This is a genomic window from Mesobacillus jeotgali, from assembly GCF_014856545.2.
Lineage (GTDB): Bacteria > Bacillota > Bacilli > Bacillales > Cytobacillaceae > Mesobacillus.
On the sequence record NZ_CP109811.1, the window covers coordinates 2,422,793 to 2,441,120 of the forward strand.

Below are 18,328 nucleotides of genomic sequence, written 5' to 3' on the forward strand. Positions count from 1 at the left end.
GGATGCAAACGACAACATTATCACAGTTCTCCCTTCGTTCAGCAATCTACAGTGGATCAAATTCTCGTGCCATGGTACCTGATTTGTTCAAGGGCTTAGGGTCTAAAAGAGTGGTTCTTTTTAGCGACAGGGGTCTGGAAAAAGCCGGAGTAGTAGAAAAAGTCGCCCAGATTTTCGAGTTGACCGGCAAAGGTTCTGGTCCTGAACTTGCCGGGATTTACGTCGACATTGCCCAGGATGCTGAAAGCACTTCGGTGAATGAAGCTCTCCGGTATGCAAGGGAAGTGGGTGCTGACGGATTGCTTGCTGTTGGAGGCGGCAGCGTGCTTGACACAGTTAAGGGAGTAAAATATGCCATGCACAGAGGGTTAACAGACATCAAGGAAGCGATCCCCGGCGGCTTTTTATTCGAGCAATTTCCAAAGGCAACCCATATCCCGATCCCGCATATTGCCATTCCGACAACTGCTGGAACAGGTTCCGAGGTCTCGCCGATCGCGGTTATCTACAATGAGGATATCCAAATGAAGGGAAATATCATCAATCCTTTCCTCAGTGCGGACATTGCGGTGCTGGATCCTGATTTAACAGTGGGTCTGCCGCCGGCAATCACGGCTTTTACCGGCTTTGATGCCCTCACACATGCTATCGAGGCATTTGCATCTCCGAGTGCTACTGCACTGACTGATGCCCATGCTTTGCATGCAATCCGGCTGATTGAAAAAAATCTTCCGATCGCAGTAGCAGAGGGTACCAATCTTGATGCCAGAATGGAAATGCTTCAGGCGAGTCTGATGGGAATCACCGCATTCAGTTTTGCCTTGAACGCCATTCCTGTCCATAACTTCGCCCATGCATATGGAGCATTGTTCAGAATCCCTCATGGACTGGCAAATGCTGTTTTCCTGCCAGTGGTAATGGAATATGTACCAAGCTTGTATCTTCCAAAGGTAAGAGAGCTAGCCTCGGCATTGAGGGTTGATTTTGATGCTGAAGAAGAAAATGAAGCCGTGCTGGCAAAAGTAGTTGAAAAGTTGCGCCTGCTTCAGCATAAGACTGGATTGCCATCGGACTTTACAGAATACAATTTAACCGAGGAAGACCTGGAGCGGGTTGCGGGTGCCGTTGCCAAGGACCCTGCAGCCGTATCCTTCCCGATGCCAAAAGAACTGATCCAGGCTGTCGGCCAGCAGGTCGTTCCGATTGGTGTAAAATAATTGGATTTAAGAGGGGAGTCCGTCTGGGATCACCCTCTTTTTGCGATATTCTAACAGCTTAGTCTATAAAGGAGTGGTCACTGATGTTGAATTTTGATTTTACCGAAGAACAAGAGCTTTTGAGAAAAACGGTCAGGAGCTTTGTCGATAAGGAAATCATGCCTTATATAAAAGAGTGGGATGAGAACCAGCATTTTGAATCTGGTATTTTAACAAGACTTGCCGACCTGGGACTAATGGGTGTCTGCATTCCGGAACAATACGGCGGCAGCGGAATGGACTATAACTCCCTTGCGATTGTATGTGAGGAACTTGAGAGGGGCGACACGGCCTTCAGGACCGCGGTATCTGTGCACACCGGGTTGAACAGCATGACATTGCTGCAGTGGGGAAATGAAGAACAAAAGCAAAAGTACCTGATCCCACAGTCAAAAGGACAGAAGGTTGGAGCGTTCGGGCTTACCGAACCAAATGCAGGGTCCGATGTGGCCGCCATGCAGACAACGGCCCGTGACGCAGGAGATCACTATGTACTCAATGGATCAAAGACTTGGATATCATTATGTGATGTAGCGGACCATTTTCTGATATTTGCCTACACCGATAAAAGTAAAAAACACCACGGCATTTCTGCTTTTATTGTCGAGAGAACCTGGGAAGGCTTCTCCTCCAAAGCGATAAAAGGAAAGTTGGGTATTAGGGCCGGAAATACCGGTGGGATTTTCTTTGATAATGTAAAGGTTCCTAAAGATAATTTGTTGGGGCAGGAGGGAGATGGGTTTAAAATTGCAATGTCTGCCTTGGATAATGGCCGCTTTACGGTTGCTGCGGGGGCATGTGGCACAATTATGGCAAGCCTTGAGGCCAGTGTGAGGTACTGTCATGAACGAAGCACTTTTGGCAAAGAGATCGGCAGACACCAGCTCGTCCAGCAGATGATCGCCAAGATGGAAGCAGGATTGGTACAATCACGATTGCTCGTATACCGTGCAGGCTGCCTTAAAAACCAGGGAAAGAGGAATACCAGGGAAACCTCCCTTGCAAAGTGGCAGGCATGCGACTATGCCTATGAAGCCGCAAATGATGCCGTCCAAATCCATGGTGCATACGGTTTCTCCAACGAATATCCGGTTGAACGGTATTTAAGGAACGCCAAAGCACCAGTCATCTATGAAGGAACACGAGAAATTCATACAGTCATGCAGGGAGAGTATGTATTAGGATATCGAGTCGATAAACCATTGTCCAATATGCTCCCAACCTGGCCGTTTGAGTCCATTACAGAAGAGGCCGTGAAATAAAGAAGCGGGAGAGAGTGAGAAGATCCTTTTTCTTTACCGGAAAGTCAGGGGTAGAGTCAATTTGGGTAAAAGCAGGGACTTTGCTATGCCCGTTATTCGATGCTGAGCTCTTTTTCGGTAAAAGAAACCTCTCTGCTTTGCCCGTTATTCGGTGGATAGCTCTTTTTCGGTAAAAGAAACGGATCTGCTTTACCCGTAATTCGATGAAGAGCTCTTCCTATGTAAAACAGCACTTCTTTGTCGCCTATATTGGGTGGCAGGAAACTCCTGTGCGGACCTGTACACCAATAACTCATACAAAAAAGGTGATCACTTCATTAAATAAGTGATCACCTTTACTATTATAGAATTAATTCAGATTGTACGTAGTGATACAGGAGTTTCGCTGTGTTTTCGATAGAATCCTTATGTGTTCTTTCGAAAGCGTGGGAAGAGTCAATACCCGGCCCGATAAGTCCATGGATGATATCATGTCCTGAACGAATAGCGGCAGATGCGTCTGATCCGTAGAATGGGTAAATATCAAGTTTGTAGCCGATTTCATTGTCAATCGCAAGCTGTGTCAGTCTTTTCCTCAGCTCGTAATGATATGGGCCGCTCGCATCCTTTACGCAGATGGAGACCGTATACTCATCTGTAGACTGGCCATCACCCATGGCACCCATATCGACCGCTAGATACTCAACGGTTTCCGGTGTAATATTCGAGTTTCCGCCATAGCCAATTTCTTCGTTATTGGAAATCAAAAAGTGTGTTGTATAAGGAAGTTCGATGTTTTCTGCCTTAACTTGTTTGATTAACTGAAGCAGAATTGCGACACTTGCCTTGTCATCAAGGTGACGAGATTTAATGTATCCCGATGGTGAAATTTGAACACGGGGATCAAAAGAAACAAAATCACCGACTTCAATTCCGAGTGCTCTTACCTCGTCTGCACTATGTACTTTTTCATCAATTCGCACTTCCATATTGTCCTGGTTGCGTTCTGCTTTACCTGCATCCTTGTAGACATGGACAGATGTCTGGTGCATTAAAATCGTACCGGTAAACTTTTTGCCGCTTGAAGTTTCAATTTCACAATACTCGCCTTCAATCGAGTTATACTTGAAGCCGCCAATCAAATCAAGCTTCAAGCGCCCGCTTGGCTTAATTTCTTTTACAATTGCTCCTAGAGTATCGACGTGGGCAGTAAGCATTCTGTGGTTTTCCTGGTCCTTGCCAGGAAGAGTGGCAATCAATCCGCCTTTGCGGTTCCGTTTCGTTTCAACCTGTAGTTCTTTTAGATAATTTTCTACATATGTAATGACTTCGTTCGTATTTCCTGAAGGACTTGGGATGCTGACCAGTTCCTTCAATAAATTTACTGTTTCATCTGTGTTCGGATAACCCATAATAAATCTCCTTTCGTTTACAATCTTCACGCAATTCTTATTATAAACTTTTTCCTGAACGAAAGTAATCATTTATCTTGTATTTCTGTAATCACAAACCCAGTCTATTCATATTTTGATTATGGATGCAGTTTTGGGGAGGAGATAGCATGAACGGGTATTGGTACAAATATTCATTGCAGCAATGGTGCAATGAAATGGAAGCGAGATTGGATTCCTTTAAAGGGCAGCTCAGGGAATCTGGTGATGAAGCCATATTACAAAAATGGAACGAAAACCTTCTGACATTGAAACAAGAAGCGCAACACTCATTGGATGACGAAGCACTCTATGCTCAGGCGAGAAACTTATATGACGAACTGGACAGATATTTCCGCGGAGCTGACTTGGAAAGTGAACGCCAGCAAGGCCAGAGACTTCAGCCTGTCCCTATAGGCGGCCACAAACTTCCTCCATTGCCTTATGCTTATGATGCGCTTGAGCCTGTGATTGACCAGGAGATAATGAGACTTCACCATTTAAAGCATCACCAGAGCTATGTGAACGGATTGAACAAGGCTGAAAAAGAAATGCAGAAGGCAAGACAAACTGGGGATTTCGGTTTGATTAAACACTGGGAAAGAGAAGCAGCCTTCAATGGGGCTGGGCATTATCTACACACTATTTTTTGGAGCATCATGAGCCCTCGTGGAGGCGGCACCCCAAAAGGACAGCTCGGAAAAGCGATCAACGATTCATTCGGCAGCTTTGATGCATTCAAAAATCATTTTTCAGAAGCAGCGAAAAACGTTGAGGCTGTCGGTTGGGCGATCCTTGTTTGGTCACCGCGTTCCCACAGGCTGGAAATCCTCCAGGCAGAAAAACACCAGAATTTATCGCAATGGGATGTTGTCCATTTACTTGTCTTGGATGTCTGGGAGCATGCTTATTATCTGCAGTATAGGAACGATCGGGCTAAATATGTTGAAAACTGGTGGAAGGTAGTCAATTGGAAAGAAGTCGAGCAGCGGTTCAATAAAGCCAGAACATTGGCCTGGCAGCCTTTTTGAGGAGTGACTTATTGTCACCCTTTTTTTGTATAAAAACCTTCTTATAGCGAACACTAAACATATGTTCGGGAGGTGTTTTTTTTGGAAAGCAAAGACTTTAACCAGATTTACAATGATTATAAAGAGCAAAGCCAGGGGCAAGCGGAACTAGAAGCCAGCACACCACAATCAGGAAAAGAACAAATCATTGCCGTCCGCAAAAATGATGATGGCGATCTGATTGCTTTTAAAACAGAAAGCGGGAGAGAGCTTGATTATGTTTCTGCTCTTACTGAGGCTAAAGCGGGGAAACTTGCACATGTGGATGTATTCCATAAATATGGCCGTGATATTCTCAGAAGTGAGCCTGATGGAATTAAAGAAAACAACCTCGATCATTTACCACATTTCTAGCAGGGAGTATTCCCTGCTTTTTTTATAAATAACTTGATTTTTCAGAAATTTCAATCTAAAATAATATTAACATACCAACCGGTAGGTATGTAATTCGGAATCCAGACATATATTTTAATAGACTATCAGAATTAAAGAATACGATGGGAGTGACTTGAATGCATTTACGCCTTACAGAAGAACAAAAAATGGTTCAAAAGACGATTCGCCGATTTGTAGAAAAAGAATTAGTGCCGCTCGAAAATGAAGTGTTAAGAAATGAAAGAGAAGGACGTCCAAGCCTTCCTCCCGGAAAAATGCGTGAACTTCAGCTGAAAGCTAAAGAGGCGGGATTCTGGGGAATCAATACACCGGAACAATATGGGGGTGCTGATTTGGGCCAGATGATGATGGCCATCGTCCTGATGGAAGTTTCCAAAACATTCGTGCCCTTCCAATTTGGCGGTTCAGCAGACAACATTCTTTATTATGGAAATGAAGAGCAAAATCAGAAGTACCTGATTCCAACCATCAATGGTGAGAAAAAATCATGCTTCGCGATGACAGAGCCTGGCGCTGGTTCGGATACAAGAAACATTAAAATGACGGCTGTGAAGGACGGAAATGAATGGGTTCTGAATGGTGAGAAGACATTCATTACTGGCGGAAACGAAGCGGATTTTGTCATGGTCATTGCGATCACTGATAAAGAAAAACACCGTGCCACAGGCCGTGATGGGGTGACCTGTTTTATTGTCGACCGGGAAATGGGCTGGAAATCAGAATTTATACATACGATGGGCGAATGGGGACCGGCGGGACTGGTGTTCGATAACGTCCGCGTACCAGAGGAAAATATCCTGGGCGAAGTCGATGGCGGCTATAAACTGGGACTGGAATGGATCGGTTTTGCAAGATGGGTTGTCGGCGCCAGGGCGATCGGAGCCGCAGAACGCTTGCTGCAAATGGCCATTGATTATTCCAAAGAGCGGATTACCTTTGGCAAACCGATTGCGGAAAGACAAGCTATCCAGTGGATGATTGCCGATTCAGCTGTGGAAATTGAAGCCGCACGATGGCTTGTGCTCAATGCTGCATATACACTTGATGCCGGTGAAGATAACAGGCATATGGCATCGATGGCAAAATTGTATGGCTCCAATATGGGCAACAGAGTTGTCGACCGAGTTATGCAAATTCATGGCGGTATGGGCTACACAAGGGAATTGCCAATCGAGCGCTGGTACCGTGAAGCCAGACTTTGGAGAATTTACGATGGCACGGATGAAATCCAGCGGATGATCATCGCCAGGGACCTATTGAAAGGGCATGTGAAAATCGGCCAGTTTGTATAACGAACAAATGAAAGCGGTAACAGTTTGATAGATAGAGGAGGAAATAGAATGGCAGGAAGATTTGAGGGAAGAGTTGCTTTTGTGACGGGAGGCAGCAGAGGAATCGGAAAAGGGATTGTTCAGCTTTTCGCCGAGGAAGGAGCGAAGGTTGCTTTTATTGACTTGAATGAGGAAGCATTGGCGGAAACCACAAACGAGTTGCGTGAGAAGGGTTATGAAGTTTACTCCAAGGTAGCGAATGTGACGGACTCCGGGCAGGTTGAACAGACAGTGAAAGAAGTGCATGACACTTTTGGCTCTGTCGACATCCTTGTGAACAATGCCGGTGTTATCCGCGATAACCTCCTTTTTAAAATGAGTGATTCCGACTGGCAAACTGTCATGGACGTCCACCTTAAAGGTTCATTCAATGCAGCAAAAGCAGCTCAGAAGTATATGGTTGAACAGAAATATGGCCGAATCATCAATATTTCGTCAACCTCTGCACTTGGAAACAGGGGCCAGGCAAACTATGCAGCTGCCAAGGCAGGTCTCCAGGGTTTCACTAAAACACTTGCGATTGAGCTGGGGCGTTATGGGATAACAGCCAATTCGGTCGCTCCGGGCTTCATCGAGACGGAAATGACGAAGGAAACAGCAGCTCGAATTGGAATCTCATTTGACGACTTGATTAAGCACAGTGTCGCAGGCATTCCTGTCGGCAGAAGCGGAAAACCAGCGGATATCGCCAACGCAGTGGCCTTCTTTGCTGATGAAAAATCGTCCTTTGTCAACGGCCAGGTCATTTATGTAGCGGGCGGTCCAAAAAATTAATGTGAGGTGAAGATCAGTGTTCAAAGAGCATATTGGCAAACAGTCCAATAAAATTAAAAACATTGTGGAACGCGGCGCTGTCAGGAAATTTGCCGAAGCCATCGGAGATCTTCATCCTATTTTCATTGATGAAGAAACAGGCAAAAACTCACGATATAACAGGAACATTGCGCCGCCTACATTTCCTAGGGTTTTCGATTACGGAACAATACAGGGGCTGAATCTTCCTAATAAAGGCCTCATCCATGGGGAACAGACTTATCATTATGAACGCCCCTTGCTTGTAGGTGAAGAAATTACCTGTTACTCGGTGATCAAAAATTATTTCGAGAAGAAAGGAACCCAGGGTGAAATGGGCTTCCTGGTATTAGAAAGCTTTGGTGAGGATGAAATGGGAAAACTAGTCTTTTCCTCCACGCAAACGGTCATTATCACGGAAGCGGTAAGGAAGGTGTTGATTGGATGAGCAGCTTAGCAGAATTGAAGGTAGGAGAATCCCTGAAGGAGGTTCAGCTTGATCCGGTCGACCGGATAACGCTGATTAAATATGCCGGTGCTTCGGGAGATTACAATCCAATCCATACAATCGATGAAGAAGCTAAAAAAGCTGGGCTGCCGGGAATCATCGCTCACGGCATGTGGACAATGGGCAACCTGGCAAAGCTTTTCACCGAATTTTACGAGGAGGGATTCATTCAGGACTATATGATTCGTTTTAAAGGAATGGTTTTCCTGAATGACGTCGTCACTCTAAAAGCAAAGCTGGCAGAGGAAAATGAGAACATCCTTAGATTCAACGTTAGAGCAGTCAATCAAAATGGCAATGAAGTCATTAAGGGAGATGTCCTGTATCATCGGTATGATTCTTAATAACCAAAAACCCGGCAGAGATTTGCTGGGTTTATGCCATTTAGGTCTTATACGGTATATTCAGGGTTTTCAGAAATATTAACAAAAGCTATGTAAGAACGCCTAACCGACTTTCAATTTTCAATTAGAAATAGCAGAAACGAGGTGTTAAACACTAGTGAATTTTGATTTTGACGAGGATTTACTGACGTTAAAAAGAAATGTCCGTAATTTTATTCAAAGTGAAGTCGAGCCTATTGCGATGCAAATCGAGGAAGAAGACAACATTCCGGAAAACATCATCCAGCTTTCCAGGGAAATGGGCCTTTTCGGTTTAAGCATACCGGAGGAATACGGCGGACTGGGAATCGGCATGGTGGAGAAATGTGCATTGTATGAGGAAATCGGCCAGACGCACAATGGCTATACGACTTTGATTGGTGCCCATACTGGGATCGGCACAGTCGGGATTGTCGAGCTGGGCAATGAGCAGCAAAAGCGAAGATATTTGCCTGCTATGGCCAGCGGAGTGAAAATCGGGGCCTTTGCACTGACAGAACCTGATGCAGGTTCGAATGCAGCTAATCTAAAGACGACCGCTGTAAAAAAAGGCGATAAATATGTGCTGAACGGTTTGAAGCACTATATTACGAATGCATTAGAGGCAAGTGTATTTACAGTGATGGCAGTGACAGACCATGAAAAAGGTGCGAAAGGAATCACATCGTTTATCGTCGAAAAGGACTTTCCTGGCTTCAAGATCGGAAAAACGGAAAAAAAGATGGGCCTAAAGGGATCCCATTCTGCTGAATTGGTGTTCGAGGATTGCGAGGTTCCCGTTGAAAATGTTCTTGGGACTGAAGGGCATGGTTATGTAAATGCCTTGAAAATACTGGCCAATGGAAGAGCAGGCCTTGCGGCGCGTAATCTGGGATCCTCCCAAAAGCTCCTTGACATGTCTGTTGCCTATGCCAAAGAGAGGTTCCAATTCGGGAAACCGATCATCAAGCATCAAGCAGTAAGCCATATGCTCGCGGAAATGGCGGTTGAAATCGAAGCACTCAGGTCTTTTACATACCGAGTTGCCTGGATGGTTGATTCCGGACAGAAGGTCATCAAGGAAGCTGCCATGTTAAAGCTATATGGTTCGGAGGTTTACAACAGGGTCGCCGATAAAGCAGTGCAGATTCACGGCGGTCTCGGTTATATTTCTGATTATCCGGTCGAAAGATATTTCCGTGATGCAAGAATCACAAGAATTTATGAGGGCACGTCGGAAATCCAGAAAAACATTATCGCTGCTCAGCTGGAAAAAGAAAATTAACAATCGAACATACCTACTAGTTAGTATGAAAAAGAAAGAGGTGGTATGGATGAATTTTAACCATACGGAGAAGGTCAAGGAATACCAGGCCAGGCTGTCAGAGTTCATGGATGAATACATTTATCCAAATGAGAAGGTGTATAAAGACCAGATTGACAAAAATGACCCATTCTCTAAAGTTCCCCCAATCATGGAAGAACTGAAGGAGAAGGCGAAAGAAAAAGGGCTCTGGAATCTGTTTTTACCAGAGAGTGAGTACGGTGAGGGTCTAACCAATCTGGAATATGCACCGCTATGCGAAATCATGGGAAGGTCCAGTATTGCGCCAGAGGTGTTCAACTGTGCTGCGCCTGACACCGGCAATATGGAAGTCCTTGTACGTTATGGATCTGAAGAGCATAAGGAGCAATGGTTAAAGCCTCTCCTGGACGGCGAAATCAGGTCCTGCTTCTCGATGACAGAGCCGGACGTCGCTTCCTCCGACGCAACGAACATCCAGTCAAGCATCATCCGCGATGGAGATGAGTATGTCATTAACGGAACGAAATGGTGGTCTTCAGGTGCTGGAGATCCTCGCTGCAAGATTGCCATTGTGATGGGTAAAAATGACCCTGATGCCCCGAAGCATGAGCAGCAATCTATGATTCTTGTTCCTCTAGATACACCGGGAGTAACGATTAAGAGAATTTTGCCTGTATTCGGGTACGACCATGCGCCTCATGGGCACGCGGAAATAGAATACAAGAATGTGAGGGTGCCTGCCTCCAATATGCTTTGGGGTGAAGGAAAAGGTTTTGCAATCGCCCAGGGCCGTCTTGGTCCAGGCAGAATCCATCATTGCATGAGAACGATCGGTGCGGCTGAACGTGCACTGGAAGAGATGTCAAAACGGGTTCTTCAAAGAACTGCATTCGGTAAAAAGCTTGCCGACCAGGGCGTCATCCAGGAGTGGATCGCAGAAGCAAGGATTGATATCGAGCAGGCAAGGCTCCTTACTTTAAAGGCAGCCTACATGATGGATACAGTCGGAAACAAAGAAGCCAAGGCTGAAATTGCGATGATCAAAGTGGTTGCGCCAAATATGGCACTCAAAATCATCGACAGGGCGATCCAGGCTTTCGGCGCGGCAGGTGTAAGTGATGACTTCACGCTCGCAGCTGCATGGGCGAATATCAGGACACTAAGATTGGCGGATGGTCCGGATGAAGTACACAAACGAGCGATAGCAAGATACGAACTGAAAAAATACTTGTAAGGAGGATTCACCAATGCATGTATCTGAACTATTTTCACTAAAAGGAAAAGTAGCGATTGTCACAGGCGGGGGCCGGGGCCTTGGAGAACAAATCGCTATTGGATTCGCAGAGGCAGGTGCCAATGTGGTCGTTTGCTCAAGACGTGTCGAAGCATGCGAGGAAGTCAGTGGGAAGCTGAAGGAAATCGGTGTTGACTCGCTTGCTTTGAAATGTGACATCACCAATCCGGAAGATGTGAAAAACGTAGTACAACAGACTGTCGAGAAATTCGGCAGAATCGATATCCTCGTCAATAACAGCGGAGCCTCCTGGGGAGCGCCGGCTGAGGAAATGCCGCTTGAAGCATGGCAAAAGGTCCTGAATGTCAATGTGACAGGAACATTCTTAATGTCACAGGCGGCTGGAAAAGTGATGCTGGAGCAAAGGTCAGGCAAGATCATCAATATTGCTTCGGTTGCAGGGCTGAAAGGGTCCAACCCTAAAGTTATGGATGCGATAGGATATAACGCCAGCAAGGGAGCTGTTATTACTTTCACAAAGGATCTTGCAGCAAAATGGGGGCCGCGCGGTATCTACGTAAATGCTATTGCACCAGGTTTTTTCCCGACAAAGATGTCAAAGGGACTGCTTGAAAAAGGCGGCCAGGCGATTCTTGAAGGAACTCCGCTGCGAAAATTCGGCTCTGACACTGACCTTAAGGGTGTAGCAGTATTCCTGGCAGCATCAGCATCCGATTATATTACCGGTGATGTTGTGATAGTCGATGGCGGAACACATGTACTGTAAAAGGAGGCAGCATCCATGAACAGAGATGCAGTGATTGTATCTGCAGTCAGGACAGCAATCGGCAGGCAGGGTGGAGCTCTTGCTTCGGTACCTGCCCATGTGTTTGGGGCAGAGGTGATCAAAGAGGCAATCAGGAGGGCAAATGTACAGCCTGAAATGATCGAGGATGTCATCATGGGAAATGTCATCAGCGGAGGCGGGAACATTGCCAGACTCACAGCGCTGAAAACGGGACTTTCACTTGAATTGCCCGGCCTGACGATCGACCGCCAGTGCGGATCGGGAATAAATGCGGTTAATCTTGCCGCCCAGGCAATTATGTCGGGAGTAGGCGATGTCTATGTTGCTGGCGGCATTGAAAGCATGAGCAGGGCACCTTATTTAATGGATAAACCAGAAAGACCTTACAGCCCTGAGCCGCCAAGTTTCAGGAAGTCACAGCTGTCACCAAAAGAAATCGGCGATCCGCCAATGGGAATCACAGCCGAAAATCTAGTAACAAAATATTCAATCAGCAGGGAAGAACAGGATCGGTTCGCGCTTGAAAGCCAGCAAAAAATGGCGGCAGCAATGGCTGAAGGCCGGTTTGACGAACAGATTGTCCCAATCACAATAGCTGTCCGAAAAGGTGCACCGGTCATTTTTAACAAGGATGAGCATCCAAGACCGCAAACGAATTTGGAAGCCCTGGCCGAGCTAAAGCCCGCTTTTTTAGCGAATGGGACGGTCACAGCTGGAAGCAGTTCAGGCTTGAATGACGCCGCAGCAGCTCTAATTGTTATGTCAAGGGAAAAAGCACAGGACTTAGGTGTGAAACCAATGGCGGTCGTGAGGGAGCAGGCAGTAGCCGGGGTGGACCCAAATATCATGGGCATTGGCCCGGTACCTGCAGTCAGAAAAGTACTTGAAAAGTCTGGTCTGACTCTTGATGACATGGATATCATCGAAATTAACGAAGCATTTGCTGCTCAGGTTATTGCTTGTGACAGAGAGCTAAACATGGATCATTCAAAAGTCAATGTCAATGGAGGGGCGATTGCCCATGGACACCCATTGGGAGCAACAGGAGCAATCCTGATCACAAAAGCGGTTTATGAGCTTGAGCGAAGAGGCGGACGTTACGCCCTTATCACTGCCTGCATCGGCGGCGGCCAGGGAATTGCCACAATCATAGAGCGCGAATAAATATTTTCAGCTAAAAGGAGGAATGGTGCTAATGGCTTCTGATACGATTCCAATCAGACAAGGGGAAGAACTTGATACCAGCGCGATCGAAAACTACTTAAGGGAGCATTTACACAATCTTCCTGAAGATAACCTGTCGATCCAGCAATTCAGCTTTGGAAAATCCAATCTAACCTATCAGCTGAAAATGGGGGAGTGGGAAGCGGTCCTGCGACGTCCCCCGCTTGGTCCTGTAGCACCAAAAGCGCATGATATGGAAAGGGAATATAAAATCCTGAAAGAGATCAGCCCTCATTTCGCGGCTGCTCCGGAACCTTATCTGTTTGCTGATGAAAGTGTCATTGGCAGTCCATTTTTTGTGATGGAAAGAAAGCGCGGAATTGTCCTTGACACTGATTTTCCTGAAGGCATTACGCCTGTCAGAGAGATATGCAGGTCTTTGTCAGAAACAATGGTCAACCACCTTGTTGAGCTGCACAGCATTGACTATACAAAGACAAGGCTTACGGAAATGACAAAACCCGACGGCTTCATGGAAAGGCAGGTCATAGGGTGGATTCGCCGATATGAGCATGCGGAAACGGATATCGTTCAAGGCGTTGAGCAGTTAAAGCAATGGATGCTGAAGAATGTGTCTGAATCTGAAACGCCGGCAATTATCCATTATGATTACAAATTAAACAATGCCATGTTCAATAAGGAAATGACCGAAATGGTTGGATTATTCGACTGGGAGATGACAACTGTAGGTGATCCGCTAGCTGATTTGGGTGTAGCGATGAGCTATTGGATACAACCCGACGACTCCGATCTATTGAAAAAAGGAATGGGAAAGCCTCCGGTCACGATAACACCCGGGTTTATGACCCGTGACGAATTTATGGAGCATTACGCAAGAAAAAGCGGCAGGGATCTGGCTAACATGAATTTTTATCAAACATTTGCTTATTTCAAGCTTGCAGTCATTTGCCAGCAAATCTATTACAGGTGGAAAAAGGGGCAGACGAAGGATTCCCGGTTTGCCCACCTTGATAAGTTTGTCAGCAGCCTGATCCAATATGCCCTTTGCACTGCAGAAAAAAAATGACAGAAAGGGCTGAAGGATGATGAAGGTTCACCTTTTGCTAAAAAAAGAGGACATCGATAAACAGAAAATGGCTGACAACAAAATCGCTGTTGTTTTCGATGTACTGCTGGCAACATCTACTATTGCGTCAGCACTTCAGTTCGGCGCGAGAGAAGTAATCCCGGTCCTGGATGGAAAGGCTGCTGAACAGGAAGCTGCCGCCAGGGATAAAGACAGTTTCGTTCTCGTTGGTGAATATCAAGGGAAAACGATCGACGGGTTCCTTTCTCCAAATCCTCTGGAATTGAAAGAAAAAATTGAAGGGAAATCTGTCATACTATCTACCACTAATGGCACGGTCGCGCTCAAAAATTCTGCTGATGCAAACGCAGTTTATGCGGCGTCCCTGCTGAACTGCAAGGCAGTTGCCAACCATGTTATAAAAGGATATCAGGGTGAGACGATCGTGGTTGTCTGTTCAGGTTCTTCCAATGAATTTAATGTAGAAGATTTCCAGGGAGCGGGCTGCTTTATTGACGCACTCATCAAGCAATTCGGCGGTGAGGTTTTTCTAACTGATTCAGCCTATGCTGCATACAGTTTCTACCATGGGCACAATCAAAATAGTGAGGATATTTTAAAAGCTTCCCGAGTTGGACGGATGCTAAGCAAACATGGGTTTGAAGAGGAGCTTGAATTCGTTTCGCAGCAGAATATATTTAAAAAGGTTCCTATGCTTATAGATAAAAAGAGAATCATCGCAGTATAAAATGATAGCGTTTACATAAAAAGGAGGAGAGTATATGCAATTAAAACCTGAAGTAAAAGCACTGCTTGAAGCATTCGCCAACAACCCTGTTCCGCCACTCGAACAGCTTCCATTGGAAGAAGCCAGAAAGGGATTTGAACAATCTGCTAAACAAATGAGCAGAGCTGAAAAACTGGCAAAAACAGAAGACCGGAAGATTAATGGATTTAACGGAGAAATAAAGATCAGGATCTACACACCTAAGGAAACTGAAGAGTCAAAGCTGCCAGCCATTGTTTACTACCATGGAGGCGGCTGGGTGATCGGCAACATTGAAACACATGATGCCCTCTGCCACACCTTATCAAATGAAGCTGAATGTATAGTCGTTTCTGTGGATTACAGTCTTGCACCTGAAAGCAAATTCCCGGTACCAGTTGAAGATTCTTATCTAGCTGCTAAATGGGTGTTAGATAACGCTGAAGAGCTGAATATCGATGAAAACTTTATCGCAGTCGCTGGTGATAGTGCAGGAGGAAATCTTGCAGCTGCTGTCAGCTTTCTATCAGTAGAAAGGCAGACACCGTCGATTGCTTACCAAATGCTTTTTTACCCATCTACAGGCTTTGAATATACTCCATCTTATGAAAAATACGGAGAAGGCTACTATTTAACAAAGTCCACAATGAACTGGTTCCGTGAACAATACCTGAACACACCAGCCGATACACAAAACCCTCTTGCCGCACCTTTGCTGATTCCTGATGATATAACCGAAAAACTTCCGCCAGCTTTTATCATGACAGCAGAGCTTGACCCTCTATGCGATGGCGGTGAGCACTTTGCCATGAAACTGAAAAATGCCGGTGTAGAAACAGAATATGTGTGCGTTCCAGGAATGCTGCATGGTTTTCTCGGAATGACTGAATTTCTGCCAGACGGCAAGAAATCTATCAAAGATGCAGCAGAAGCCTTCAAGAACAGAAGTTCACTTAAACCAGTTGAATAAAAAATCAGGAGGAATAAATGATGCCTAATCTTCATTTTGAGCATTGGCCTAAAATCTCTAAATCTCTGAAATTGCCTGAAACATCACTCTATGAAAATTTAAAAGTCAGTGCAGAGAGATATCCTGACCAGAGTGCGATCTACTATTATGGTCATACAATTTCCTACAAGGAGCTTGATGAGGAAGTCAACGCCCTTGCCGGCTTCCTTCAGCATAAGCTGGGTGTTGCAAAAGGGGAAAGAGTCCTGTTATTTATGCAGAACTCCCCGCAATTTGTGATTGGATTCTATGCCATATCAAGAGCAGATGCAGTCGTGGTGCCCATCAATCCCATGCTGACCGCAGAAGAGCTGAGCTTTTATATCAAGGATTGCGGAATTAATTCCGCAATCGTCGGCCAGGAGCTTTATGACAAAGTCGAGCCGCTCGTAGGAACAACTCCGTTAAATAATGTAGTAGTTGCCGCTTATTCGGATTATAAAAGGGATGGTTTTAACGGAACAGTGCCCCCGGAGGCAGAGGCAGCAAGAAAGATTTACGACCAGCCGGGACATTTCCATTGGAGGGAAGCCATCGCTGCACATTATGAACCTGAAAAGCATACGACCGGGGCAGATGACCTTGTTGTGCTGCCTTATACTTCTGGAACAACCGGGCTGCCAAAAGGCTGTATGCATACGAACCGGACTGTACAGGCGAATACAATCGGCGCGTATCACTGGTCTAGTTCTACCACAAGTTCGGTTCATTTAACCACTCTGCCATTGTTCCATGTTACCGGAATGGTACACAGCATGCATATGCCGATCTTTTCAGGAAGTACAATGGTCCTGATGACAAGATGGAACCGGGAGGCAGCCGTTGAGCTTATCCAATCGCAAGGATGCACGCACTGGGTGGCCATTGCCACCATGATTGTCGACTTCCTTGCAAATCCCAAACTGAAACAAGAGGATATCGCAACGTTAACCTCGATATCAGGAGGCGGTGCAGCGCTCCCTGAGGCTGTTGGAGAAAAACTGTACAAACTGACAGGACTGAGGTTTGTGGAAGGCTACGGACTCTCAGAAACAATTGCCCAAACCCATTTCAACCCGCCTGACAGGCCTAAAATGCAATGTCTTGGAATCCCGTCTTTTGATGTTGATGCAAGAGTCATTGAACCGTCAACCGGAAAAGAACTTGGTGCAGGAGAAATTGGTGAAATTATTGTAAATGGCCCGCAGGTAATGGTCGGCTATTACAACAGGGAAGAAGAAAACAGGAATTCATTTATTGACATAGACGGCAAAAAGTTTTTCAGGACAGGGGACATAGGCCGCTTCGATGAAGAAGGATACTACTTCATGGTCGACCGCGTCAAAAGGATGATCAATGCCTCAGGTTATAAGGTATGGCCAACTGAAGTGGAATCGTATCTTTACAAACATCCGGCAATACAGCAAGCGGTGGTGGTTGGTATCCCAGATCCTAGAAGAGGGGAATCGGTGAAGGCCTTCGTGATTCTGAATGAGGGATACGATGGTGAAATAAGTGAAGATGAAATAATTGAATGGTCCAAACAGCATATGGCGGCCTACAAATATCCACGTGAGGTCGAGTTCAGGTCACAGTTCCCAATGACGAGCAGCGGCAAGATATTATGGCGTAAATTACAGGAGGAAGAACGGGAAAAGGCGGAAAAACAGGTAAGGTAAAAGCACTCCGTCTAAGGCAGCTATCAAATTTTAAGGAGGATCTTGATGGAGATTTTGGTTCAGCAGCTGTTCAATGGGCTTACCATAGGAAGTGTTTATGCACTGGTGGCCCTTGGGCTGACTCTAGTTTACGGTATCCTTCATATCCCGAATTTCGCCCATGGTGCTCTGTATATGATGGGTGGGTATATCACGTTGATGATGATGGTCCAGTATGGCCTTCATTATTGGTTGGCCATCCTTGTTTCTGTCATTGTTGTCGGACTTATTGGCGTGCTGATGGAACGATTGGTTTTTTACCCATTGCGGCACGCACCGCCGATACACGACAAAATTGCCGCTATTGGAATTCTGTTGTTCCTGGAAGCTTTTGCACAGTATGTCTGGGGAGCGGACTATCAAACAATGCCAACGCCATATGGCCAGGTCATCCAGTTATTCGGTTTGACCTTTACTATGCAAAGACTGCTCATCATCATTGCAGCGATTGCTGTCATGGTTCTGCTTTATCTTTTCCTGAAAAAGACGTATACAGGGGCATCCATCATCGCCATGTCACAGGACCGTGACGGAGCGAACCTTGTTGGCATCAATACGAACCGGGTCGCGATGCTGACGTTCTTGATATCCGGGGGGCTCGCGGCGATTGCCAGCTCTCTGGCTGCGCCGATCAACCTTGTTTTTCCCGGCATGGGACAGCTCGTCATCTTAAAAGCATTCGTCATCATCATTCTTGGCGGTATGGGAAGCATTCCCGGAGCCATCATCGGCGGTTACATTCTAGGTTTCAGCGAAAGCCTGGGAGCAACGTATATATCAAATGATTATAAAGATATTATCGCGTTCATCCTGCTGGTGATCATTCTATCAGTAAAACCAACTGGTCTCTTTGCAAAGGGGGGACACTAGC

At 45.9% G+C, this 18,328-nt stretch carries 18 protein-coding genes; 17 read left to right on the plus strand and 1 reads right to left on the minus strand.

Going from position 1 to position 18,328, the window contains the following annotated elements; genetic code table 11:
* The first annotated feature begins 2 nt into the window (after positions 1 to 2).
* Positions 3 to 1,217: an iron-containing alcohol dehydrogenase gene (locus FOF60_RS12335; RefSeq protein WP_192473475.1), complete on the plus strand. Its 1,215-nt coding sequence runs from the start codon at positions 3 to 5 to the stop codon at positions 1,215 to 1,217.
* A gap of 83 nt (positions 1,218 to 1,300) precedes the next feature.
* Complete coding sequence (locus FOF60_RS12340; RefSeq protein ID WP_192473476.1) at positions 1,301 to 2,518, plus strand: acyl-CoA dehydrogenase family protein; 1,218 nt, start codon at positions 1,301 to 1,303, stop codon at positions 2,516 to 2,518.
* 341 nt (positions 2,519 to 2,859) lie between these two features.
* Here the strand turns inward: FOF60_RS12340 and FOF60_RS12345 are convergent, their stop codons facing one another.
* The gene (locus tag FOF60_RS12345; protein ID WP_192472031.1) at positions 2,860 to 3,909 is read right to left on the minus strand and encodes a M42 family metallopeptidase; all 1,050 of its coding nucleotides are present in this window, start codon (positions 3,907 to 3,909) and stop codon (positions 2,860 to 2,862) included.
* A gap of 149 nt (positions 3,910 to 4,058) precedes the next feature.
* Here FOF60_RS12345 and FOF60_RS12350 point away from each other — a divergent pair, with 149 nt between their 5' ends.
* The 15 genes from FOF60_RS12350 to FOF60_RS12420 all read left to right on the plus strand — a co-directional run bounded on the left by FOF60_RS12350 (position 4,059) and on the right by FOF60_RS12420 (position 18,327).
* On the plus strand, positions 4,059 to 4,958 hold the full coding sequence (locus tag FOF60_RS12350) for a superoxide dismutase (protein ID WP_225650179.1): 900 nt from the start codon (positions 4,059 to 4,061) through the stop codon (positions 4,956 to 4,958).
* Between the two features lie 81 nt (positions 4,959 to 5,039).
* Positions 5,040 to 5,351 carry a DUF3892 domain-containing protein gene (locus tag FOF60_RS12355; protein ID WP_192472032.1) on the plus strand — a complete coding sequence of 104 codons (312 nt, stop codon included), beginning with the start codon at positions 5,040 to 5,042 and terminating at the stop codon, positions 5,349 to 5,351.
* A gap of 158 nt (positions 5,352 to 5,509) precedes the next feature.
* A complete protein-coding gene (locus tag FOF60_RS12360) occupies positions 5,510 to 6,685 on the plus strand; it encodes an acyl-CoA dehydrogenase family protein (RefSeq protein WP_192472033.1) in 1,176 nt (391 codons plus the stop codon).
* Positions 6,686 to 6,733: 48 nt separating this feature from the next.
* A complete protein-coding gene (fabG, locus tag FOF60_RS12365) occupies positions 6,734 to 7,498 on the plus strand; it encodes a 3-oxoacyl-ACP reductase FabG (RefSeq protein ID WP_192472034.1) in 765 nt (254 codons plus the stop codon).
* 16 nt (positions 7,499 to 7,514) lie between these two features.
* Positions 7,515 to 7,964 (plus strand): MaoC family dehydratase N-terminal domain-containing protein, encoded by a 450-nt coding sequence (locus FOF60_RS12370; RefSeq protein WP_192472035.1) that lies wholly within the window; start codon positions 7,515 to 7,517, stop codon positions 7,962 to 7,964.
* The gene (locus tag FOF60_RS12375) at positions 7,961 to 8,368 is read left to right on the plus strand and encodes a MaoC/PaaZ C-terminal domain-containing protein (protein ID WP_192472036.1); all 408 of its coding nucleotides are present in this window, start codon (positions 7,961 to 7,963) and stop codon (positions 8,366 to 8,368) included. The genes FOF60_RS12370 and FOF60_RS12375 overlap by 4 nt, the downstream gene beginning before the upstream one ends.
* 157 nt (positions 8,369 to 8,525) lie before the next feature.
* Positions 8,526 to 9,671 (plus strand): acyl-CoA dehydrogenase family protein, encoded by a 1,146-nt coding sequence (locus FOF60_RS12380; protein ID WP_192472037.1) that lies wholly within the window; start codon positions 8,526 to 8,528, stop codon positions 9,669 to 9,671.
* A gap of 49 nt (positions 9,672 to 9,720) precedes the next feature.
* On the plus strand, positions 9,721 to 10,926 hold the full coding sequence (locus FOF60_RS12385; protein WP_192472038.1) for an acyl-CoA dehydrogenase: 1,206 nt from the start codon (positions 9,721 to 9,723) through the stop codon (positions 10,924 to 10,926).
* 13 nt (positions 10,927 to 10,939) lie between these two features.
* A complete protein-coding gene (locus tag FOF60_RS12390) occupies positions 10,940 to 11,713 on the plus strand; it encodes an SDR family oxidoreductase (RefSeq protein ID WP_192472039.1) in 774 nt (257 codons plus the stop codon).
* Between the two features lie 15 nt (positions 11,714 to 11,728).
* The gene (locus tag FOF60_RS12395) at positions 11,729 to 12,898 is read left to right on the plus strand and encodes a thiolase family protein (RefSeq protein WP_192472040.1); all 1,170 of its coding nucleotides are present in this window, start codon (positions 11,729 to 11,731) and stop codon (positions 12,896 to 12,898) included.
* Positions 12,899 to 12,929: 31 nt separating this feature from the next.
* Positions 12,930 to 13,985, plus strand: a complete 1,056-nt coding sequence (locus tag FOF60_RS12400) for a phosphotransferase family protein (protein ID WP_192472041.1) — start codon at positions 12,930 to 12,932, stop codon at positions 13,983 to 13,985.
* Between the two features lie 34 nt (positions 13,986 to 14,019).
* Entirely contained in the window at positions 14,020 to 14,733 is a 714-nt protein-coding gene (locus FOF60_RS12405) for a 2-phosphosulfolactate phosphatase (protein WP_225650181.1), read from the plus strand.
* A gap of 34 nt (positions 14,734 to 14,767) precedes the next feature.
* Positions 14,768 to 15,721, plus strand: a complete 954-nt coding sequence (locus FOF60_RS12410; protein ID WP_192472043.1) for an alpha/beta hydrolase — start codon at positions 14,768 to 14,770, stop codon at positions 15,719 to 15,721.
* 20 nt (positions 15,722 to 15,741) lie between these two features.
* On the plus strand, positions 15,742 to 17,418 hold the full coding sequence (locus tag FOF60_RS12415; protein WP_192472134.1) for a long-chain fatty acid--CoA ligase: 1,677 nt from the start codon (positions 15,742 to 15,744) through the stop codon (positions 17,416 to 17,418).
* Between the two features lie 45 nt (positions 17,419 to 17,463).
* Positions 17,464 to 18,327, plus strand: a complete 864-nt coding sequence (locus FOF60_RS12420; RefSeq protein WP_192472044.1) for a branched-chain amino acid ABC transporter permease — start codon at positions 17,464 to 17,466, stop codon at positions 18,325 to 18,327.
* The last annotated feature ends 1 nt before the right edge of the window (position 18,328 follow it).